We start from the raw sequence: 16,309 nt of genomic DNA on the forward strand, positions 1-16,309 counted from the left end.
TCCGGTCCCGCGACGCGGAGACCCTGTGAGCTGCTATGCGATTTCGCAACACGGCGTCCTAATTGGCGTGGAAGATGGACGTTTTCAAATTCGACGTTTACCGTGTGTGGGTAGCTGGCCGAAAACCGGTCAGATCAGCTTGCGGAGGTACTCATGAACAAGGCGGAGCTCATTGATGAGCTGACCAAGAAGCTCGACGCGGATCGCAAGACTGCGACTGAAGCCGTCGAGCTCGTCGTCGACACGATCGTTCGCGCGGTCAACAAGGGCGAGAGCGTGACGATCACCGGCTTCGGTGTTTTCGAGAAGCGGAAGCGTGCGCCGCGCGTCGCTCGCAATCCGCGCACCGGCGAGACCGTGAAGGTCCGTGCTACTTCGGTTCCCGCGTTCCGTCCGGGTGCTCAGTTCAAGGCCGTCGTGGCCGGCAAGCAGAAGCTCGCCGCCACCGGTCCGGCTGTGAAGCGCGGCAGCGGCACCACGGCGGCCAAGAAGGCTGCTCCGGCCAAGAAGACCGCGGCCAAGAAGGCTGCTCCGGCCAAGAAGACCGCGGCGAAGAAGGCTCCGGCCAAGACCAGGGCGGCCAAGAAGACCACCGCGGCAAAGAAGACCACGGCGGCCAAGAAGACCGCGCCGGCCAAGAAGACCACGACCGCGGCGAAGAAGGCCGCTCCGGCCAAGAAGGCTGCTCCGGCCAAGAAGACCGCAGCCAAGAAGGCTCCGGCCAAGAAGGCCGCGGCGAAGAAGGCTCCGGCCAAGAAGTCGACGCGCCGCTGAAGACCGGCCCGGTAGGGCACACCGCTTTTCAGATCAACCCCTGGTGACTTCCCCACCAGGGGTTGATCTGTGTTCGGAGGGACTCTCAGTCGGACGGAAGCGGACTCGCGATGTGATCGGCCGCCACGAGCCGGCCGTCGTGGAGCGAGCACACCCACACGCTGCCCTTGCGGTTCGAGGCCTTCGGCAGGGTGATGCCGTCGCGCTCGGCCCACCAGTCCATCAGCGGTGGGATCACCTTGCCCTGACTGCACACCGCCAGGGTGTCCGGCATTTCGGACGCCAGCTCCCGGATTCGGCGTTGTGCCGCGGTCGGATCCGCGCGATAAACCTCCTCGGAGAGGTCCGGCTCGCTGCAGGACTCGACACCGAGACGGGAGCGTAGCGGCTCCAGTGTCTGCTCACAGCGCACTCGATCCGCGGAGTGGATCCGTTGCGCACCGAAGGCCAGCAGCAGCGGGACGAGCGCCGCTGCCTGGGTGCGACCGAGGGCGTCGAGCGGGCGGAGGCGGTCGTCACCTTTGTAAACAGAGCGCCGCCCCGCCTTGGCGTGGCGCACCAGCAGCAACGTGTGCAGATCGGCCGGCAGTCGCGTGAACTCGCGCAGAGTTTCGCGATCCAGGTCATAGCTCAGCGTCTTTCGCGCTTTCTCGACCGTGAGCCAGCGTAATTCGTCGACCTCGTCGTCGGGGGTGAACGCACCGTTGTCGCCTCGCGCGGACCAGTAGCGCACATGCTTGCGCCCCGACCCGAGGTCATAGTGAACATCGCCGAGGTGCCGTCCGAGGACGACGTGTTGCCCCGTCTCCTCGGCGATCTCACGGACCGCGGTGTCGACGAGGGTCTCGCCCGGCTCACCCTTCCCCTTGGGGATGGTCCAGTCGTCGTAGCGCGGCCGATGGACAACGGCGATCTCCAGGTCTTCCGGAGCGGTGGAGCCCGACGTACCCGGCCGCCAGACGACGGCGCCGGCGGCCCACACACTTTTCCGAGGGACCGTCTTCGTCATCGGGAATCGCTGTCCGGATGCGGGGCCAAGGCGGAGCCGGTCACGAATTGATCTCCGGCCGACGACGATTGCGGCGCATCATCTGTCGCTGATGGTCGCGGACCTCCTCGCCCGCGGCAGGGGAGGCCACCCAACTGCCGTCGGTCTGCAAGACCCAGCATCGCGTGCGCGGGTCGAGCGCCGAGGCGAAGATGTCGCCGAGTTCACCGGCGAGGCGCTTGTCGCGCACGTTCACCATCACCTCGATCCGACGATCCAGGTTGCGATGCATCATGTCGGCGCTGCCGATCCAATACTCGTTCTGGGCACCGAAATGCAGGATGCGGGAATGCTCGAGGAACTGGCCGAGGATCGACCGGACGTGGATGTTGTCGCTGACGCCGGCAATCCCCGGACGCAGAGCGCTGATGCCGCGGACCACGACATCGACCGGGACCCCTTCCTGCGAGGCCCGGTACAGCGCGTCGATCACCTGCTCGTCGACCAATGCATTGGCCTTGAGCTGCACGCGAGCGCGGTCGTCGCCCGCGCGGAAGAGTTCGATCTCGCGGTGGATGCGCTCGATGATGCCCGCCCGGATGCCCTGGGGGGCAACGAGGATGTTGCGGTACTCCTTCTTGCGTGAATACCCGGTCAAGGTGTTGAACAGGTCCGTCAGGTCCGCGCCGATGTCGGGGGCGGCCGTGAGCAGGCCCACGTCCTCGTACAGCCGCGCGGTCTTCGGGTTGTAGTTGCCGGTACCGATGTGGCAGTAGCGCTTGATCGTCGAGCCCTCGCGGCGGACCACCAGACATGTCTTGCAGTGCGTCTTGAGCCCCACCAGTCCATAGACGACGTGGACACCGGCCTGCTCGAGTTTGCGCGCCCACTTGATGTTGGCCTGCTCGTCGAAGCGTGCCTTGATCTCCACCAGCGCCACGACCTGTTTGCCCGCCTCGGCGGCATCGATGAGCGCATTGACGATCGGGGAATCACCCGAGGTGCGGTAGAGGGTCTGCTTGATCGCGAGAACCTGTGGGTCGGCCGCCGCCTGTTCGATGAACCGTTGCACGCTCGTGGAGAACGAATCGTACGGGTGATGAACGAGGACGTCGCCCTCGCGCAACGTCGAGAAGACACTCTTGGGTGTCTCGCGCTCGCCGAACGCCGGGTGGGTGGCCGGCACGAACGGACGATCCTTCAGATGCGGCCGATCCAGGTCGTAGATCTCGAAAAGCGATGACAGATCGAGCAGACCGGGCACCTGGATGACATCGGCCGGGTTGACGTCGAGCTCGCGCAGCAACAGCTCGAGCATGTGCTCGCTCATGTCGTCGGCCACCTCGAGACGCACCGGTGAACCGAACCGGCGTCGGGCGAGTTCACGCTCGAGGGCCTGCAGGAGGTCCTCGTCGCGGTCCTCCTCGACCTCGAAATCGGCGTTTCGGGTGATCCGGAAGGCATGATGTTCAACTACTTCCATGCCCGGGAACAACGTGCCGAGATTGGCCGCGATGAGATGTTCCATCGGCAGGAACACCGCGCTCTTCGTGTGCGTCCCGTCGTCCGGGCCGCGGTAGGGCGCGAGCTGATCGACCCGGATGAAGCGGTTCACGTTGTCCGGGACCTTCACTCGGGCGAAGTGCTCGCCGCTCTCGTTGATGTCCTTGACGGTCACCGCGAGATTCAGCGACAGGCCACTGATGTAGGGGAACGGGTGAGCCGGGTCGACCGCGAGCGGGGTGAGGACGGGGAAGACCTCGTCCTGGAAGTAGTCGACCATCCGGGCACGCTGGTCATCGGTGAGCTGTGACCAGGACACGACATAGATGTCGTTGTCGGCCAATGCCGGTCGGACCGAGTCGAGGAAGACGCGGGCGTGACGGTCGGCGATGCTCTGGGTCCGCCCGGCGATGCGCATCAGCTGCTCCCGCGGGGAGAGTCCGTCTGCCGATCGGACCGACAGGCCCGTCTCGTCGCGGCGTTTGAGGCCCGCGACCCGGACCATGAAGAACTCATCGAGGTTGGAGGCGAAGATGGCGAGAAACTTCGCGCGTTCGAGCAACGGCAGCGAGGTGTCCTCGGCGAGTGCCAGCACCCGGGAGTTGAAGTCGAGCCAACTCAATTCTCGGTTGAGATACCGATCCTCGGGCAGGTCCGCGGACTCGTCGGGGACGAGCGTTGCGGCCGGCGGGGCATTGGGGATCGGCGTGGTCGTGACCGTGGCGGTCGTCGATGAGGTGTCGTCGGCAGGGCTCACCCATCAATGATGACCCATACTCGGAGCCCGTGGCATGAGCAGGACCCGTGAACCCCGTCGTCCACGGCACGATGTCCCTGTCGCCGTCACACGACAAGCGGAGTCATGCGGCAGTCACAGACGACGCAGAGCCTCGGCGGTGTGGGGGCCGATGCCGAGTGCGCGTGCGGCGACGAGATCGGTTGCGGTGTCGACGTCTGTGCGCAGATCGATCCACCGGGTGTGTGCGGGGTCGAGTTCGACGGCGCCGGCGGCCCGGTGCGCAGCCGCCGAACCCGGGCCGAATCGAGGTGCGTCGTCGAGAGCACCGGTCTCGTCGGGGAGGAGATTGCCGTGCAGGAGAACCGTGCCGGTACCGTCGCGGTCGGTCAGGAAGCTGAGACGGTGTGCCGGCGCCTCCCGCAGGACCGCGCGCAGCGAATCGCTGGTCGCGGCCGGCAGGTCGGCCTGCACGAACACCAGCCGCGTCGAATCCGGCCATGTCTCACGGGCCCACCGCGCACCGTGGCCGAAGGCGCTGTTGAGGCCCGAACCGGTCGTGGGCGAGTCCACCTCGGGTAGTCCGTGCGTGCCCGCCCGTCGCGCCGCGTCAAGTACCTCGTCGTCCGGACTGACGACCACCACTCTCGAGACGCCGGCACCTCGAAGGGCCTCGACGGTGTCGAGAAACATCGCCAGGACAAGAGAGCCCCGCGTGGTCGGTTCGTCGTGGCCGGTGGCGGCCGACAGCGTGGCCACCAGCCGCGACTTCGCGCGCTGGAGACTCTTGACGGCCAGCACGGCCGCGACCGTCGCCCCGCCGGCCGCGGGGCTCCCCGTGGCGGCGCTGAGGTCGACGCTCATGTCGACGGCGCTGTGGTCCATGCTGACCATCATGGTGCACCGCGCGATGGTGGGTGACATTCCGGGTCGGTCAGCCGGTGCGTGGCATTAGGGTGGGCAGGTAGTCGTTCGGTCCGAAGAGACGGACCCGGGGCAGGAGGAGTGCGGTGCGCGCGGCGGTCATGGGTGCTGGTTCCTGGGGTACGGCGGTGGCGAAAGTCCTCGTGGATGCGGGAACCGAGACGGTCATCTGGGCACGACGCCCGGAACTGGCGGATGCGATCAACTCCGAACACGTGAACCCGAACTATCTGTCGGACATCACGTTGCCCGGCGAGCTGACGGCCACCAGTGACGCGGTGGACGCACTGACAGGTGCAGACATCGTCGTGTGCGGCGTGCCGTCGCAGTCCCTGCGGGAGAACCTGACGCAGTGGACCCCGCACATCGGTTCCGACGCATCGCTCGTGTCGCTGGCCAAAGGCATCGAGACCAGCACGCTGTTGCGGATGAGTGAGGTCATCGCCGAGGTCACCGGCGTCGCCGATGACCGGATCGCCGTGCTCACCGGACCCAACCTCGCGCATGAGGTCGCCGAGGGGCAGCCGGCGGCGACCGTCATCGCATGCGTCGACGAGTCCCGCGCCGTCACCCTGCAGAGCGCGTTCAGCACCCGCTATTTCCGGCCGTACACCAACACAGACGTCATCGGCTGCGAGATCGGTGGCTCGGCCAAGAACGTGATCGCGCTCGCCTGCGGCATCGCGAGCGGAGTCGGATTCGGTCAGAACACGCTCGCCACGATCATCACGCGCGGCCTTGCGGAGACCATCCGTCTCGGGGTGGCCGTCGGCGCACAGATCGAGACCCTGGCCGGGCTCGCAGGAGTCGGCGATCTGGTCGCGACCTGCTCGTCGCCGCTGTCCCGGAATCGGACCTTCGGAGCCCGACTCGGCGAGGGCGCGACGATGGCCGAAGCGCAGGCGGCCACCAACGGACAGGTCGCCGAGGGTGTGAAGTCGTGTTCGTCGGTGCGCGCGCTCGCCGAGAAGCACCAGGTGCCGATGCCGCTGACCGACGCGGTGCACAAGGTGTGCCATGACGGGCAATCGGTCGCCGACGCGATCAACTCCCTGCTCGGCCGCAGCGCCAAGCCGGAGATCTACCGGGACTGACCTGAAGCGTCAGCCGAAGTCGAGCGGACCGCGTTCGAGCGTCTGGTCGATGAGGCCCGAGATGTCGGTGATCGGACCGTTCCCGGCATTGGACGGAACCCACAGTGCGACGTAGGGACGATGATCGACGCTCACGTAGGCCTGTCCGGAACCGTCGACGGTGTCGGTGATGAACCACTGCACACCGGCCCGGCCGGCCGCGTGGATCTCCTGCAGGTTGCTCGTCGGGGACAGCTCGGCCGGCCGCGTCACGCCGCAGCGCAGCGTCAGGTCGTCGCCGGACGCTTCCGCGGGCCAGGTCGCGCGGTCCCCGGAGATCTCCTTGTCGCCGAATCCTTCGAACCGCTGGGGCGCCGCGTCGAGCAGACGCGTGCAGTCCGCAGACGCGCTGCCGTCCGAGGCGTATGACTCGACGGGGTTCACCGTCTCGGGCCGCAACGCGGCGAAAGCGATGAAGCCCGCGATCACCATCACCGGGATGGCGACGAGAGTCGCGATGAGCGCGGGACTCAGGCGGGAGCCGGCACCATACCGTTCGTCGACCGCAGGGTCCTCCGGGCCGGCGAGGTCACCGGCCGCCGGATCGTCCGCCTTGTCGTTCTCGGGATCCTGAGGGGTGTCATCCGAACCTGCTGACGTCACGCCACCACCCTAGGAGCCGGCCGCGTCCCGGCCGAAGCCGGGACCGGCAAACCCGACTCAGCGGGTGTGGTCGACCACCGGGCAGGTCAAGGTGCGGGTGATCCCGGCTACCTTCTGGATCTGGGGAACCACACTCTCGGTGAGCTGCGTGGCATCGGCGGCATCCACCCGGACGATCACGTCATAAGGTCCGCTGACCTCTTCGGATGAGGCGACCCCCGAGATCTCGGCGATGGTCGCCGCCGCGAGGGCGGCCCGACCGACCTCGGTCTGGATCAGTATGTACGCCTGAACCACGGGCATCCTCTCCGTTTGTGCCCCCATCGCCGACACGGGTTCGAATCCGGCGGCAGTGGGCGCTGCGCGGCGAACACCGTTCGCCGTGAGCCCAATACACTGTGGCACACATTGTCACCGACAATCCCGTTCGCGCGCGACTCGACGGGGACCCGACGAGAGTGAGACCGGACAAGTGACCTCCGACGACGTCGGCACCGAGCGCCTCGACATTGTCGACACCGACCACACCGACTCTGTCGACACCGACCACACCGACACCGTGGGGGAGATCGGTGAGCGTGCGGTGATCGCCGCGCTCACCGCAGCGGCGACCGCGGCCGGACCCGCCGACGACATCGTGATCGGCTCGGGCGACGACGCGGCCGTCCTCGAGATCGGCGGGTCGGCGGTGATCAGCACCGACACGGTCGTCGAGGGACGGCATTTCCGGTTCGACTGGTCGACGCCGCAGCAGGTCGGGGCGCGGGCGGTGGTCCAGAGTTCGGCCGACGTCGCCGCGATGGGCGGCCGGACGACCGGGCTCGTGGTGTCCATCGCCTGCCCGTCGGCCACTCCCGTGAGCGTCGTCCTCGACCTCAACGACGGAGTCGTGGGCGCCGCACATGCCCTGGGCGCACGGGTTCTCGGTGGTGACCTGGTCGCCGCGGAGCAGGTGGTGGTGAGCGTCACCGCCGTCGGGGCGCTCGAAGGTCGCCGGCCGGTCTCGCTGGGTGGTGCCCGCAGCGGCGATGTCCTCGCGGTGAGTGGTCCGCTGGGCGCCAGTGCAGCCGGTCTGGCGGTGTTGTCGACCCCGGGCATCGACGAGTCACTGTGGTCGGAAGTCGTTGCTCTGCATCGTGTTCCGATGCCCGACCTGAGCCAGGGGCCCGTCGCGGCCGCGGCCGGAGCGCATGCGATGACCGACATCTCCGACGGGCTCGTCGAAGAACTGATCACCATGTCGCGTGCCGCGCAGTTGGCGATGGCCGTCGAGGTCGACGCGGTGCCGCGGCGTCCCGATCTGGCCCCACTGGCCACAGAACTCGGTGTCGAGGTGGACGAATGGGTGCTGACCGGCGGTGAGGATCACCACCTTCTCGCCGCCTTCGACGTCACGTCCGTGCCCGACGGCTGGACGGTGATCGGGTCGGTCCGGGAGGCCTCTTCGCCGACACCAGAGGTGTGGGTCGACGGCCGGCGCGTCGGCGGACCGGACGGGCCCGATCTACACGGGTGGCAGTCGTTCGCCGTTCCGCGCGGATGATCCGGCGGATCCGTGCGGTTCCGCCACCGGAATCGCCCCGCTCCATGACACTGTGGACATGGTCTCGCGATCGGATGCCGCCGACGACGCATCGTCGTCGATCCTTCTCGCGACCGTCGTCAATCCGGCCGGACTGACGCTGGCGAAGACGGTCACTCCCGAACGAGTGCCGGCGTTCGCGTCGGCGGGTCTCGGGGCCAGCCCGTCATGGCATGCGTTCGCGATCGATCAGACCGGTATCGCGTTCAGCGACGAGGTCGGAGTGGTGGGGGATCAGCGCATCCGGATCGATCTCGACGCCCGGGTGGTGGTCGACCCGACCTTGAGCTGGGCACCCGGAGAGTTCTTCGGCCTCACGGGTGATCCGGTGCCGCAGTGCGCTCGCGGCACACTGCGTCGCGTCGTCGCCGATCTCGCCGACGCCGGACTGCACGCCATGGTGGGTCACGAACTCGAGTTCGTGCTCGTCGCATCGGACGGGACGCCGCTGCCGTCCGCCCTGTGGACGCCGTACGGTGCGGTCGGCCTCGTCGAACTCGAGGGGTTCGTCCGGGATGTCCTCATCTCGTGTCGGGCCGCGGGGATCATCGTCGAACAGTTTCATCCCGAACACGCGCGCTGGCAGTTCGAGGTGTCACTCGGTCCGTCCGACCCCATCACCGCGGCCGATCGACTCGTGCTCACCCGAATCCTGATCGGACGGCTCGCCCGCAAACACGGTCTGCGTGCCAGCTTTTCACCCAAACCGTTCGTGGACGAGGCGGGATGCGGTGCCCATCAGCACATCTCGCTGCACCGCGGTGATCGGCCACTGCTGTCCGGGGGAACCGGGGTCGCCGGGATGACGCCCGACGGCGAGCACGCGGTCGCGGGCATCCTCGACGCGATCCTCGAGTTGCAGGGTGTGCTGTGTGGATCGGTGGTGTCCGGGCTGCGCATGCTGCCCGGGCAGTGGGCCGGCGCACACGCCTGCTGGGGTGTGGAGAACCGCGAAGCGGCGGTGCGACTGGTCTGTGCGGATGCGGTGGACATCGCGAGTGTCGTTGGTACGCAAGAGGATGCTCCGGGAACGCGGGGTCGGGGCGCCAATGTCGAGGTGAAGATCATCGATCCGTCCGCAAACGTCTACTTCGCCACCGCGGCCATCCTGGGCGCGGCCGCGGCCGGGATCGAACGCAGGGCCACCCTGCCGCCCGAGGTCGGCGTCGATCCCCGCACCCGCCCACTGGGTGAGCGAAGGCCGCTGTCCACCGATCAAGGTGAGGTCGTCGACCGGATGGAGGTGTCCCCGCTGCTTCGCGGGATCCTGGGCGACCCCGCGGTCGACGCACTCGTGGCGGTCCGGCGGTACGAGGTCACCCATTTCCCCGATCACACCCCCGAGACACTGACCGAGCGGTTCCGGCTGGCCTGGAGCGTGTGACCGGCGCGGGTGGGCACGGGTCGGTATCTGCACGTGGCTAGAGTCTCCGTATGGCGATCTACGCACTCGACGACCGCGTGCCCGTCCTGGGCGACGAGACCTATGTCCACCCCGACGCGGTGGTGATCGGAGCCGTCACGCTCGGCGACGGTGTCTCGGTGTGGCCGGGGGCCGTTCTGCGGGGCGACTACGGCACCATCACCATCGGTGAGCGCAGCAACATCCAGGACGGCACGGTCATCCACTGCACAGTCTTCGAGCCGACCGTGATCGGCGCGCGGTGCGTGGTCGGACACAATGCGCACATCGAGGGTGCGACCATCGGCGACGACTGTCTCATCGCCTCCGGCTCGGTGGTCCTGAACGGGTCGACGATCGGCAGCGGTGCGATCGTCGGGGCAGGGGCCGTCGTCCCGTTCAAATTCGACGTGCCGCCGCGTCGTATGGCACTCGGTGTGCCCGCGCGACTACGGGAGAACTACGAGGTCCCCGAGGGACACACCGAACTCAACAGCGAGATGTACTTCCAGAACGCCAAGTACTACCGCGAATCGCTGCGGCGACTCGACTGACACACATGATCCACCGATGGGACTGATGGGGAGACCGGAGTGACCGCACCGACCAAACCGCTCGCCGAGATCATCGACCCCGGCTGGGCCGAGGCCCTGGCCCCGGTCGAGCCGATCATCACCGAGATGGGCCGGTTCCTGCGCAACGAGATCGCCGAGGGCCGCCGCTATCTGCCCGCCGGACAACACATCCTGCGGGCCTTCACCCGGCCGATCGACGACGTGCGGGTGCTCATCGTCGGGCAGGACCCGTACCCGACCCCGGGGCATGCTGTCGGCCTGAGCTTCTCCGTGGCCCCCGACGTGCGTCCGATTCCGCGGTCCTTGGCCAACATCTACACCGAGTACTGTTCGGATCTCGGGTATCCGATGCCGACCAACGGAGATCTCACCCCGTGGGCCGACAACGGCGTCCTGTTGCTGAACCGGGTGCTGACGGTCGCGCCGGGGGAGCCCGCATCTCACCGCAAGAAGGGCTGGGAAGCGGTCACCGAATGCGCGATCAAGGCGCTTGTCGCCCGTGACGAACCGCTCGTCGCGATCCTGTGGGGCAAGGATGCGGCCGGGCTTCAGGAGTGGTTGCCGGACGTCCCGACCATCGTCTCGGCACACCCGTCGCCGCTGTCGGCGTCGCGCGGCTTCTTCGGTTCGCGGCCGTTCAGCCGGGCCAACGAAGAACTCGCCGATCTCGGCGCCGATCCGGTGGACTGGCGGCTGCCCTGAGTTCCGCTCTCGTCTCCGAGAGAACCCGGGACAACCACCCATCTCAGGGAGCGGTGGCCTACTCGGTAAGCCGAGAAGATCAGCGCGTCTTGCCGAAGTCCGGCGCGCGCTTGCCGACGAACGCGTCGACGCCTTCGATGCCCTCGGGGAGGCCGGACCGTTCGGAGATGGAACGTCCCTCGATGGTGAGCTGTTCGATCAGCGAGTTCTCCGACGACACGGCCAGCAGGCGTTTGGTGCCGGAGTCGGCGGAGCGGGGCCCTGCCGCGATCGTCTCGGCGTTGGCGCGGGCCACGGTCTCGACGTCCTCGTCGGCGACGATCTCCGACAGGATTCCCCAGTTCAGCGCGTCGTCGGCGGAGAGGACGCGGTCGGTGAGGATGATCTGGCGTGCCCGCGCGGCGCCGACCGCGCGGGGAAGGGTCCAGGTGAGCCCGCCGTCGGGGGTGAGTCCGATGCCGCGGTAGGCGGGACGGAGTTTGGAGGAGGTGCCGCCGATGGCGACGTCGGCGTGCAGCACCAGCGACATGCCGGCACCGGCAGCCCAGCCCTTGGCGGCGGCGACAACCGGGACCTCGGCCTCGTAGAGGGCGTTGACAAAGGCGTGGAAGTTGTCGGCGATCAGACGCAGATAGGTGGGTCGATCGTCGGCGGCGGCGAAGGCCCGCACGTTGCCGCCGGCGCAGAAGTTCTTGCCCGCACCGACGAGGAGCACCGCGCCGACGTCGCGACGACCGCGTGCCACCTCGCGCAGCGCCTGGGTGCCCGCGGCGATCCCGTCGTCGTCGAGTGAGTTGCCCGCGCCCGCAGCCGACACCGCGATCGTCAGGACGCCGTTGGCCTCACTCACGGGAGCCGACGCGTCGGGCTGGGGGGTTTCGGTGGTGGGGATTGCGTGGAAGTCATGCGCGGAACATTATCTCGCACACACCAAAGACCCGACGCCGGGGAGCTTACGCTCGGTGGCATCGGGTCTCGTGCTCTCGAACCCCATCACCCGCGTACGGGTGATGACGATCAGACAGCTGCGGTCTTGCCGGCCTTCAGGCAGGAGGTGCAGACGTTCTTGCGCTTGCGGTTGCCCGGGGCGACCTCGACGCGAACAGACTGGATGTTCGGGTTCCAGCGGCGGTTGGTACGGCGGTGCGAGTGAGACACCGACTTGCCGAAGCCCGGGCCCTTGCCGCAAATGTCGCAGACGGCAGCCATCGTCGAACTCCCTTGATAGATGAATATGGTCTCGTGGTCAGCCTCGCGGATCGGCACCACCGGAAGTGTGCGCGTGGACCGAAAGGCAACCCTGCAAGGATAACCAGCTCGGGTGGGCGTGGCCAAATCCGGGTCGCGGTGCCCCGCCTCGAGGCGCGGACGTCTCCGGGTCGTCGGGGACGCCGAGTAACCTTGCACACATCCTTCCAGACCGTCCCCTCGGCCCGCGGCGCAGCCCCGTCGTATGCCCAGGTCAGAGCGAGAAAGAGTCACCGCGTGATCGCCCGCACCATCAACCCGCAGCTGCTGCGTGACTGGGCCCGTGTCTGTGTCGACCAGCTCGAGGATCTGCGAGGCGAGATCAACGACCTCAACGTCTTCCCGATCCCGGACTCGGACACCGGCAGCAACATGCTGTTCACCATGCGGGCGGCTGCGGACGCCGCCGAGGCCGCACCGGACGACGCGTCGTTGCCGCAGGTCGCCCGCGCGATGGCCGACGGTGCGGTGGCGCAGGCACGCGGCAACTCGGGCATCATCCTGTCGCAGGTCCTCGTCGGCCTGGCCGACGGCGCCGAGATCCTCGGCGACACCGAATCCCTGACCTTCGGTGATCTGGCGACGCTCGGCCTCCGCCTCGGGTCGCTCGCCGCGACCCGCGCGGTCAGCGAACCGCGCGAGGGAACGGTGCTGACCCTGGTTCGCGTGGCCGCCGAGGCGGCCGCCGCACATGAGAAGGAGACCGCCGCCGACATCGTCCGCGCCGTCGCCGACGACTGCGCCGAGGCGCTCGAACGTACGCCGGAGCAGTTGTCGGTCCTCGCCTCCGCGGGGGTCGTCGACGCAGGCGGACGCGGGTTCCTCGTGATCGTCGATGCCATGGTCCGGGTGATCACCGGGGTGGTCAACCGCCGGCGCCGTTACCGGGGCATCCTCACCGACAGCACGACCCTCGGACACGGGGTCGACGACGCCTGCGTGGAGAGCAGCGATCAGGACTTCGAGGTGATGTACCTGCTCGACGGCGCGGCGGGTGAACAGATCGCCGAACTCCGCGAGCGTCTGAACGAACTGGGCGACGCCGTGGTCATCGTCGGCGACAGCTCGAGCGGCGAGGGCGAGCGCTTCTCCGTCCACGTCCACACCTGTGAGCCCGGTGCCGCGGTGGAGGCCGGCGCGGGACTCGGCCGGCTCTCGGATGTCCGCATCAGCTGCTTCGCGCTCGATGCCATTCGCGCACAAGTCGATTCGAGCGAACCTCCGCCGCGGCACAAGCGTGCCGTGGTGGCGGTGGCGCTCGGCGACGGTGCGGCCGACCTCTTCGCCGAGGCCGGGGCGACCGTGCTGCGCGCCGACGGCGGGCTGACCGCACAGGCCTTGGGACGGTCGATCCGCGACACCGACAGTGCCCACGTGGTGGTCATGGCCAACGGCGCGTTGAGTTCTCAGGATCTCGTCACCGTCACCACCGAAGTGCGTTCGACGCAGCGTTCGGTGCTGATGCTCCCGACGTCGTCGATGACCCAGTGCCTGGCGGCGCTCGCGGTGCACGATCCGAGTGAGACCCCCGACATCGACGCCTATGCGATGGCCGAGGCCGCCGCCGGTGCGCGGTGGGGGTCGCTGCAGCTCGCGACCACGAAGATGATGACGCTGGCCGGGATGTCGGACGTTGGTGACGTCCTCGGGCTCATCGGCGACGACGTCCTGGTGGTGGCGCCCGACCAGACCTCGGCTGGAACCGCCCTGATCGACCTGATGCTCGCGACCGGTGGTGAGCTGGTGACCGTGCTCGCCGGCACCGCCGTCGACGAGTCCGCGCTGGAGGCCGTCGCGGAACAGATGCGCCGCAGCTACCCGGGTATCGAACTCGCGGTCTACCGCACCGGGCAGCGCAGCGATCTGCTGCAGGTGGGTGTCGAGTGACCGAACTGGCGCTGGCGGATTCGCTGTCCGACGTTCTCGGCCCCAAGCCGGCGGAGAAGCTCGCCGCACTCGGCGTGACCACCGTCGGCGAACTGCTGCGCTACACGCCCCGTCGCTACATCCGCCGTGGTCTCGTGGCCGACCATCAGCGGCCCGAACCCGGCGAGTGGCTGACCATCGTCGGCCGGATCACCAAGTCCGATCTGATCCAGATGAAGAGCCGCCGTGGACAGTTCCTGAAGGTCAAGGTCACCGACGAGAACGAGGTCTACGAGGCGAGCTTCTTCAATCCGAAGTTCATCAGGCATCAGCTGCGCCCGGGTGCCCGGGTGATGATGGCCGGTACGGTCAAGTACTTCCGCGAGCAGATCCAGTTGTCCCATCCGGAGTGGATGATCCTGCCCGACGGCGATCCCGAGATCGATCACGTCGTCGGCTCCAAGATGCTGACCGAGATGTATGCGATCGAGGAGGAGGTCACCCGGGAACATGGCGGTGCGCATCCGTTGGTCGCGATGTTCGACCGCGAGATCCTCCCGATGTATCCGGCCACCAAAGACGTACAGACCTGGGACATCCTGGGCGCCGTGCGGCGGGTGCTGGACCATTGCGCGCCGATCCCCGACGCGCTGACCGACGCGCAGCGCCGGGAACGCGGACTGGTCTCCACCGACGAGGCGATCCGCAAGATCCACCTACCGGACTCCGAGGACGATGTGAAGGTCGCCTCGCATCGGCTGAAGTTCGACGAGGCGCTGGCGATCCAGACGGTGCTCGCACAGCGACGGCTCGAGGGCCGCAGTGAAGCGGCTCCGCCGTGCCCGCATGTGCCCGGCGGTCTCGAGGACAAGCTGCGGGAGCGTCTTCCGTTCACGCTCACCGAGGGGCAGCTCGCGGTGGGGGAGGAACTCGCCGAGGACCTGGCTCTGGCGCAACCGATGTCGCGGCTGCTGCAGGGTGAGGTCGGTTCCGGTAAGACCCTCGTCTCGCTGCTCGCGATGCTGCGGGTCGTCGACAACGGATACCAGTGCGCAATCCTCGCACCCACCGAAGTGCTTGCGGCGCAGCATCACCGAACGATGAAGAAGATGCTGGGCGACCTGGCCGAGGGTGGTGAGCTGACCGCGGCCGAGGGGGCGACCCGTATCGCCCTGCTGACCGGATCGATGAAGACCAAAGGTCGGCGCGAGACGCTGCTCGACGTGGTCACCGGCTCGGCGGGCATCGTCATCGGTACGCACGCCCTGCTGGAGGAGAAGGTCGAGTTCTTCGACCTCGGCCTCGTGGTGATCGACGAACAACACCGGTTCGGTGTCGAACAGCGTGATGTGTTGCGCGGCAAGGGGCGTGACGGCCGTATCCCGCACTTCCTGGTGATGACCGCGACGCCGATCCCGCGCACCGTCGCGATGACCGCCTTCGGCGATCTAGAGACGTCGGTCCTGCGCGAGTTGCCGCGCGGCCGCCAGCCGATCTCGACGTCGGTGGTCCCGATGGGCAGGCAGAACTGGGTCGACCGGGTGTGGTCACGTGCCAACGAGGAGATCGACGCCGGCCGACAGGTCTACGTCGTGTGCTCGCGCATCGGCGACGACGACGCCCCGGAACCCGCAGCCGACGACGACGAGAAGGGTCCGAAGACCACGTCGGTCGTCGAGCAGTACGAGGCTCTCGTGGCCGGTCCGTTCGCGCATCGGCGAGTCGAGATGTTGCACGGTCGCCTGGCGCCCGAGGAGAAGAACGCGATCATGGACGCGTTCGGACGGGGCGAGGTCGATGTCCTGGTGTCCACCACCGTCATCGAGGTCGGTGTGGACGTGCCGAACGCGACCACGATGGTGATCGTCGACGCCGAACGGTTCGGGGTGAGCCAGCTTCATCAGCTGCGTGGACGTGTCGGTCGTGGCCAGCACGCCGGCCTGTGTCTGCTGATGACGCACAGCAAGGACATCTCCCAATCGATGCAGCGTCTGCGTGCCGTGGCGGGGTCCAACGACGGCTTCGAACTGGCCCGTGTGGACCTCGAACAACGCCGCGAAGGTGACCTGCTCGGGTCGCTGCAGTCCGGCGTCAACACCTCGCTGCGGTTCCTGTCCTTGCTCGAGGACGTGGAGGTCATCGAGGATGCGCGCGGACTCGCCGAGGACGTGGTGAGCGAGGACATCACGCTTCTGCACCACCGCCCGCTCGCGGACCTCGTCGACGGGATTCTGGTGCCGCAGAAGATCGCGTATCTCGACAAGTCCTGACCG

15 protein-coding genes are annotated in these 16,309 nt (G+C 67.7%); 8 read left to right on the top strand and 7 right to left on the bottom strand.

Going from position 1 to position 16,309, the window contains the following annotated elements; genetic code table 11:
- Positions 1-153 precede the first annotated feature (153 nt).
- Positions 154-774 carry an HU family DNA-binding protein gene (locus GOAMI_RS02440; protein WP_006434794.1) on the top strand — a complete coding sequence of 207 codons (621 nt, stop codon included), beginning with the start codon at positions 154-156 and terminating at the stop codon, positions 772-774.
- An 85-nt stretch (positions 775-859) separates the two neighbouring features.
- Here GOAMI_RS02440 and GOAMI_RS02445 read toward each other — a convergent pair whose 3' ends face one another.
- The 3 genes from GOAMI_RS02445 to cofC form a co-directional block, all read right to left on the bottom strand.
- Positions 860-1,783, bottom strand: coding sequence for an NUDIX hydrolase (locus GOAMI_RS02445; protein WP_006434795.1), 924 nt, complete (start codon positions 1,781-1,783; stop codon positions 860-862).
- Between the two features lie 40 nt (positions 1,784-1,823).
- Positions 1,824-4,022: an RNA degradosome polyphosphate kinase gene (locus tag GOAMI_RS02450; protein WP_006434796.1), complete on the bottom strand. Its 2,199-nt coding sequence runs from the start codon at positions 4,020-4,022 to the stop codon at positions 1,824-1,826.
- Between the two features lie 114 nt (positions 4,023-4,136).
- Positions 4,137-4,886, bottom strand: a complete 750-nt coding sequence (gene cofC, locus GOAMI_RS02455; RefSeq protein ID WP_006434797.1) for a 2-phospho-L-lactate guanylyltransferase — start codon at positions 4,884-4,886, stop codon at positions 4,137-4,139.
- A 125-nt stretch (positions 4,887-5,011) separates the two neighbouring features.
- On the opposite strand from cofC, the gene GOAMI_RS02460 reads away from it, so the two are divergent.
- Complete coding sequence (locus tag GOAMI_RS02460) at positions 5,012-6,019, top strand: NAD(P)H-dependent glycerol-3-phosphate dehydrogenase (RefSeq protein ID WP_006434798.1); 1,008 nt, start codon at positions 5,012-5,014, stop codon at positions 6,017-6,019.
- 9 nt (positions 6,020-6,028) lie between these two features.
- Here the strand turns inward: GOAMI_RS02460 and GOAMI_RS02465 are convergent, their stop codons facing one another.
- Together GOAMI_RS02465 and GOAMI_RS02470 are read right to left on the bottom strand one after the other, a co-directional pair.
- The gene (locus GOAMI_RS02465) at positions 6,029-6,661 is read right to left on the bottom strand and encodes a DUF3515 domain-containing protein (protein ID WP_006434799.1); all 633 of its coding nucleotides are present in this window, start codon (positions 6,659-6,661) and stop codon (positions 6,029-6,031) included.
- A 57-nt stretch (positions 6,662-6,718) separates the two neighbouring features.
- The gene (locus tag GOAMI_RS02470) at positions 6,719-6,964 is read right to left on the bottom strand and encodes an Lrp/AsnC ligand binding domain-containing protein (RefSeq protein WP_006434800.1); all 246 of its coding nucleotides are present in this window, start codon (positions 6,962-6,964) and stop codon (positions 6,719-6,721) included.
- A 205-nt stretch (positions 6,965-7,169) separates the two neighbouring features.
- Between GOAMI_RS02470 and GOAMI_RS02475 the strand changes: the two genes are divergently transcribed.
- The 4 genes from GOAMI_RS02475 to GOAMI_RS02490 are packed head-to-tail and all read left to right on the top strand — an operon-like array spanning position 7,170 to position 10,922.
- On the top strand, positions 7,170-8,204 hold the full coding sequence (locus GOAMI_RS02475) for a thiamine-phosphate kinase (protein WP_051349696.1): 1,035 nt from the start codon (positions 7,170-7,172) through the stop codon (positions 8,202-8,204).
- Between the two features lie 58 nt (positions 8,205-8,262).
- Positions 8,263-9,627, top strand: a complete 1,365-nt coding sequence (locus tag GOAMI_RS02480; protein WP_040004525.1) for a type I glutamate--ammonia ligase — start codon at positions 8,263-8,265, stop codon at positions 9,625-9,627.
- A 50-nt stretch (positions 9,628-9,677) separates the two neighbouring features.
- The gene (locus GOAMI_RS02485; RefSeq protein WP_006434803.1) at positions 9,678-10,199 is read left to right on the top strand and encodes a gamma carbonic anhydrase family protein; all 522 of its coding nucleotides are present in this window, start codon (positions 9,678-9,680) and stop codon (positions 10,197-10,199) included.
- Positions 10,200-10,238: 39 nt separating this feature from the next.
- Positions 10,239-10,922 (top strand): uracil-DNA glycosylase, encoded by a 684-nt coding sequence (locus GOAMI_RS02490; protein WP_006434804.1) that lies wholly within the window; start codon positions 10,239-10,241, stop codon positions 10,920-10,922.
- A gap of 79 nt (positions 10,923-11,001) precedes the next feature.
- On the opposite strand, the gene GOAMI_RS02495 is transcribed toward GOAMI_RS02490, so the two are convergent.
- Both GOAMI_RS02495 and rpmB read right to left on the bottom strand, forming a co-directional pair.
- The gene (locus GOAMI_RS02495; protein ID WP_006434805.1) at positions 11,002-11,772 is read right to left on the bottom strand and encodes an enoyl-CoA hydratase-related protein; all 771 of its coding nucleotides are present in this window, start codon (positions 11,770-11,772) and stop codon (positions 11,002-11,004) included.
- A gap of 167 nt (positions 11,773-11,939) precedes the next feature.
- Positions 11,940-12,131: a 50S ribosomal protein L28 gene (rpmB, locus tag GOAMI_RS02500; RefSeq protein ID WP_004023092.1), complete on the bottom strand. Its 192-nt coding sequence runs from the start codon at positions 12,129-12,131 to the stop codon at positions 11,940-11,942.
- A gap of 276 nt (positions 12,132-12,407) precedes the next feature.
- On the opposite strand from rpmB, the gene GOAMI_RS02505 reads away from it, so the two are divergent.
- Both GOAMI_RS02505 and recG read left to right on the top strand, forming a co-directional pair.
- Positions 12,408-14,057 (top strand): DAK2 domain-containing protein, encoded by a 1,650-nt coding sequence (locus GOAMI_RS02505; protein ID WP_040004515.1) that lies wholly within the window; start codon positions 12,408-12,410, stop codon positions 14,055-14,057.
- Positions 14,054-16,306: an ATP-dependent DNA helicase RecG gene (recG, locus tag GOAMI_RS02510; protein WP_006434807.1), complete on the top strand. Its 2,253-nt coding sequence runs from the start codon at positions 14,054-14,056 to the stop codon at positions 16,304-16,306. Before GOAMI_RS02505 ends, recG begins: the two co-directional genes overlap by 4 nt.
- Positions 16,307-16,309: the final 3 nt, after the last annotated feature.

This window comes from Gordonia amicalis NBRC 100051 = JCM 11271, from assembly GCF_000332995.1.
Lineage (GTDB): Bacteria > Actinomycetota > Actinomycetes > Mycobacteriales > Mycobacteriaceae > Gordonia > Gordonia amicalis.

Excerpts from the sequence above, each read along its gene's own strand:
- cofC (WP_006434797.1), bottom strand. The coding sequence starts at position 4,886 with ATGGACCACAGCGCCGTCGACATGAGCGTCGACCTCAGCGCCGCCACG.
- GOAMI_RS02440 (WP_006434794.1), top strand. The coding sequence starts at position 154 with ATGAACAAGGCGGAGCTCATTGATGAGCTGACCAAGAAGCTCGACGCG.
- GOAMI_RS02445 (WP_006434795.1), bottom strand. The coding sequence starts at position 1,783 with ATGACGAAGACGGTCCCTCGGAAAAGTGTGTGGGCCGCCGGCGCCGTC.
- GOAMI_RS02480 (WP_040004525.1), top strand. The coding sequence starts at position 8,263 with ATGGTCTCGCGATCGGATGCCGCCGACGACGCATCGTCGTCGATCCTT.
- rpmB (WP_004023092.1), bottom strand. The coding sequence starts at position 12,131 with ATGGCTGCCGTCTGCGACATTTGCGGCAAGGGCCCGGGCTTCGGCAAG.
- GOAMI_RS02470 (WP_006434800.1), bottom strand. The coding sequence starts at position 6,964 with ATGCCCGTGGTTCAGGCGTACATACTGATCCAGACCGAGGTCGGTCGG.
- GOAMI_RS02485 (WP_006434803.1), top strand. The coding sequence starts at position 9,678 with ATGGCGATCTACGCACTCGACGACCGCGTGCCCGTCCTGGGCGACGAG.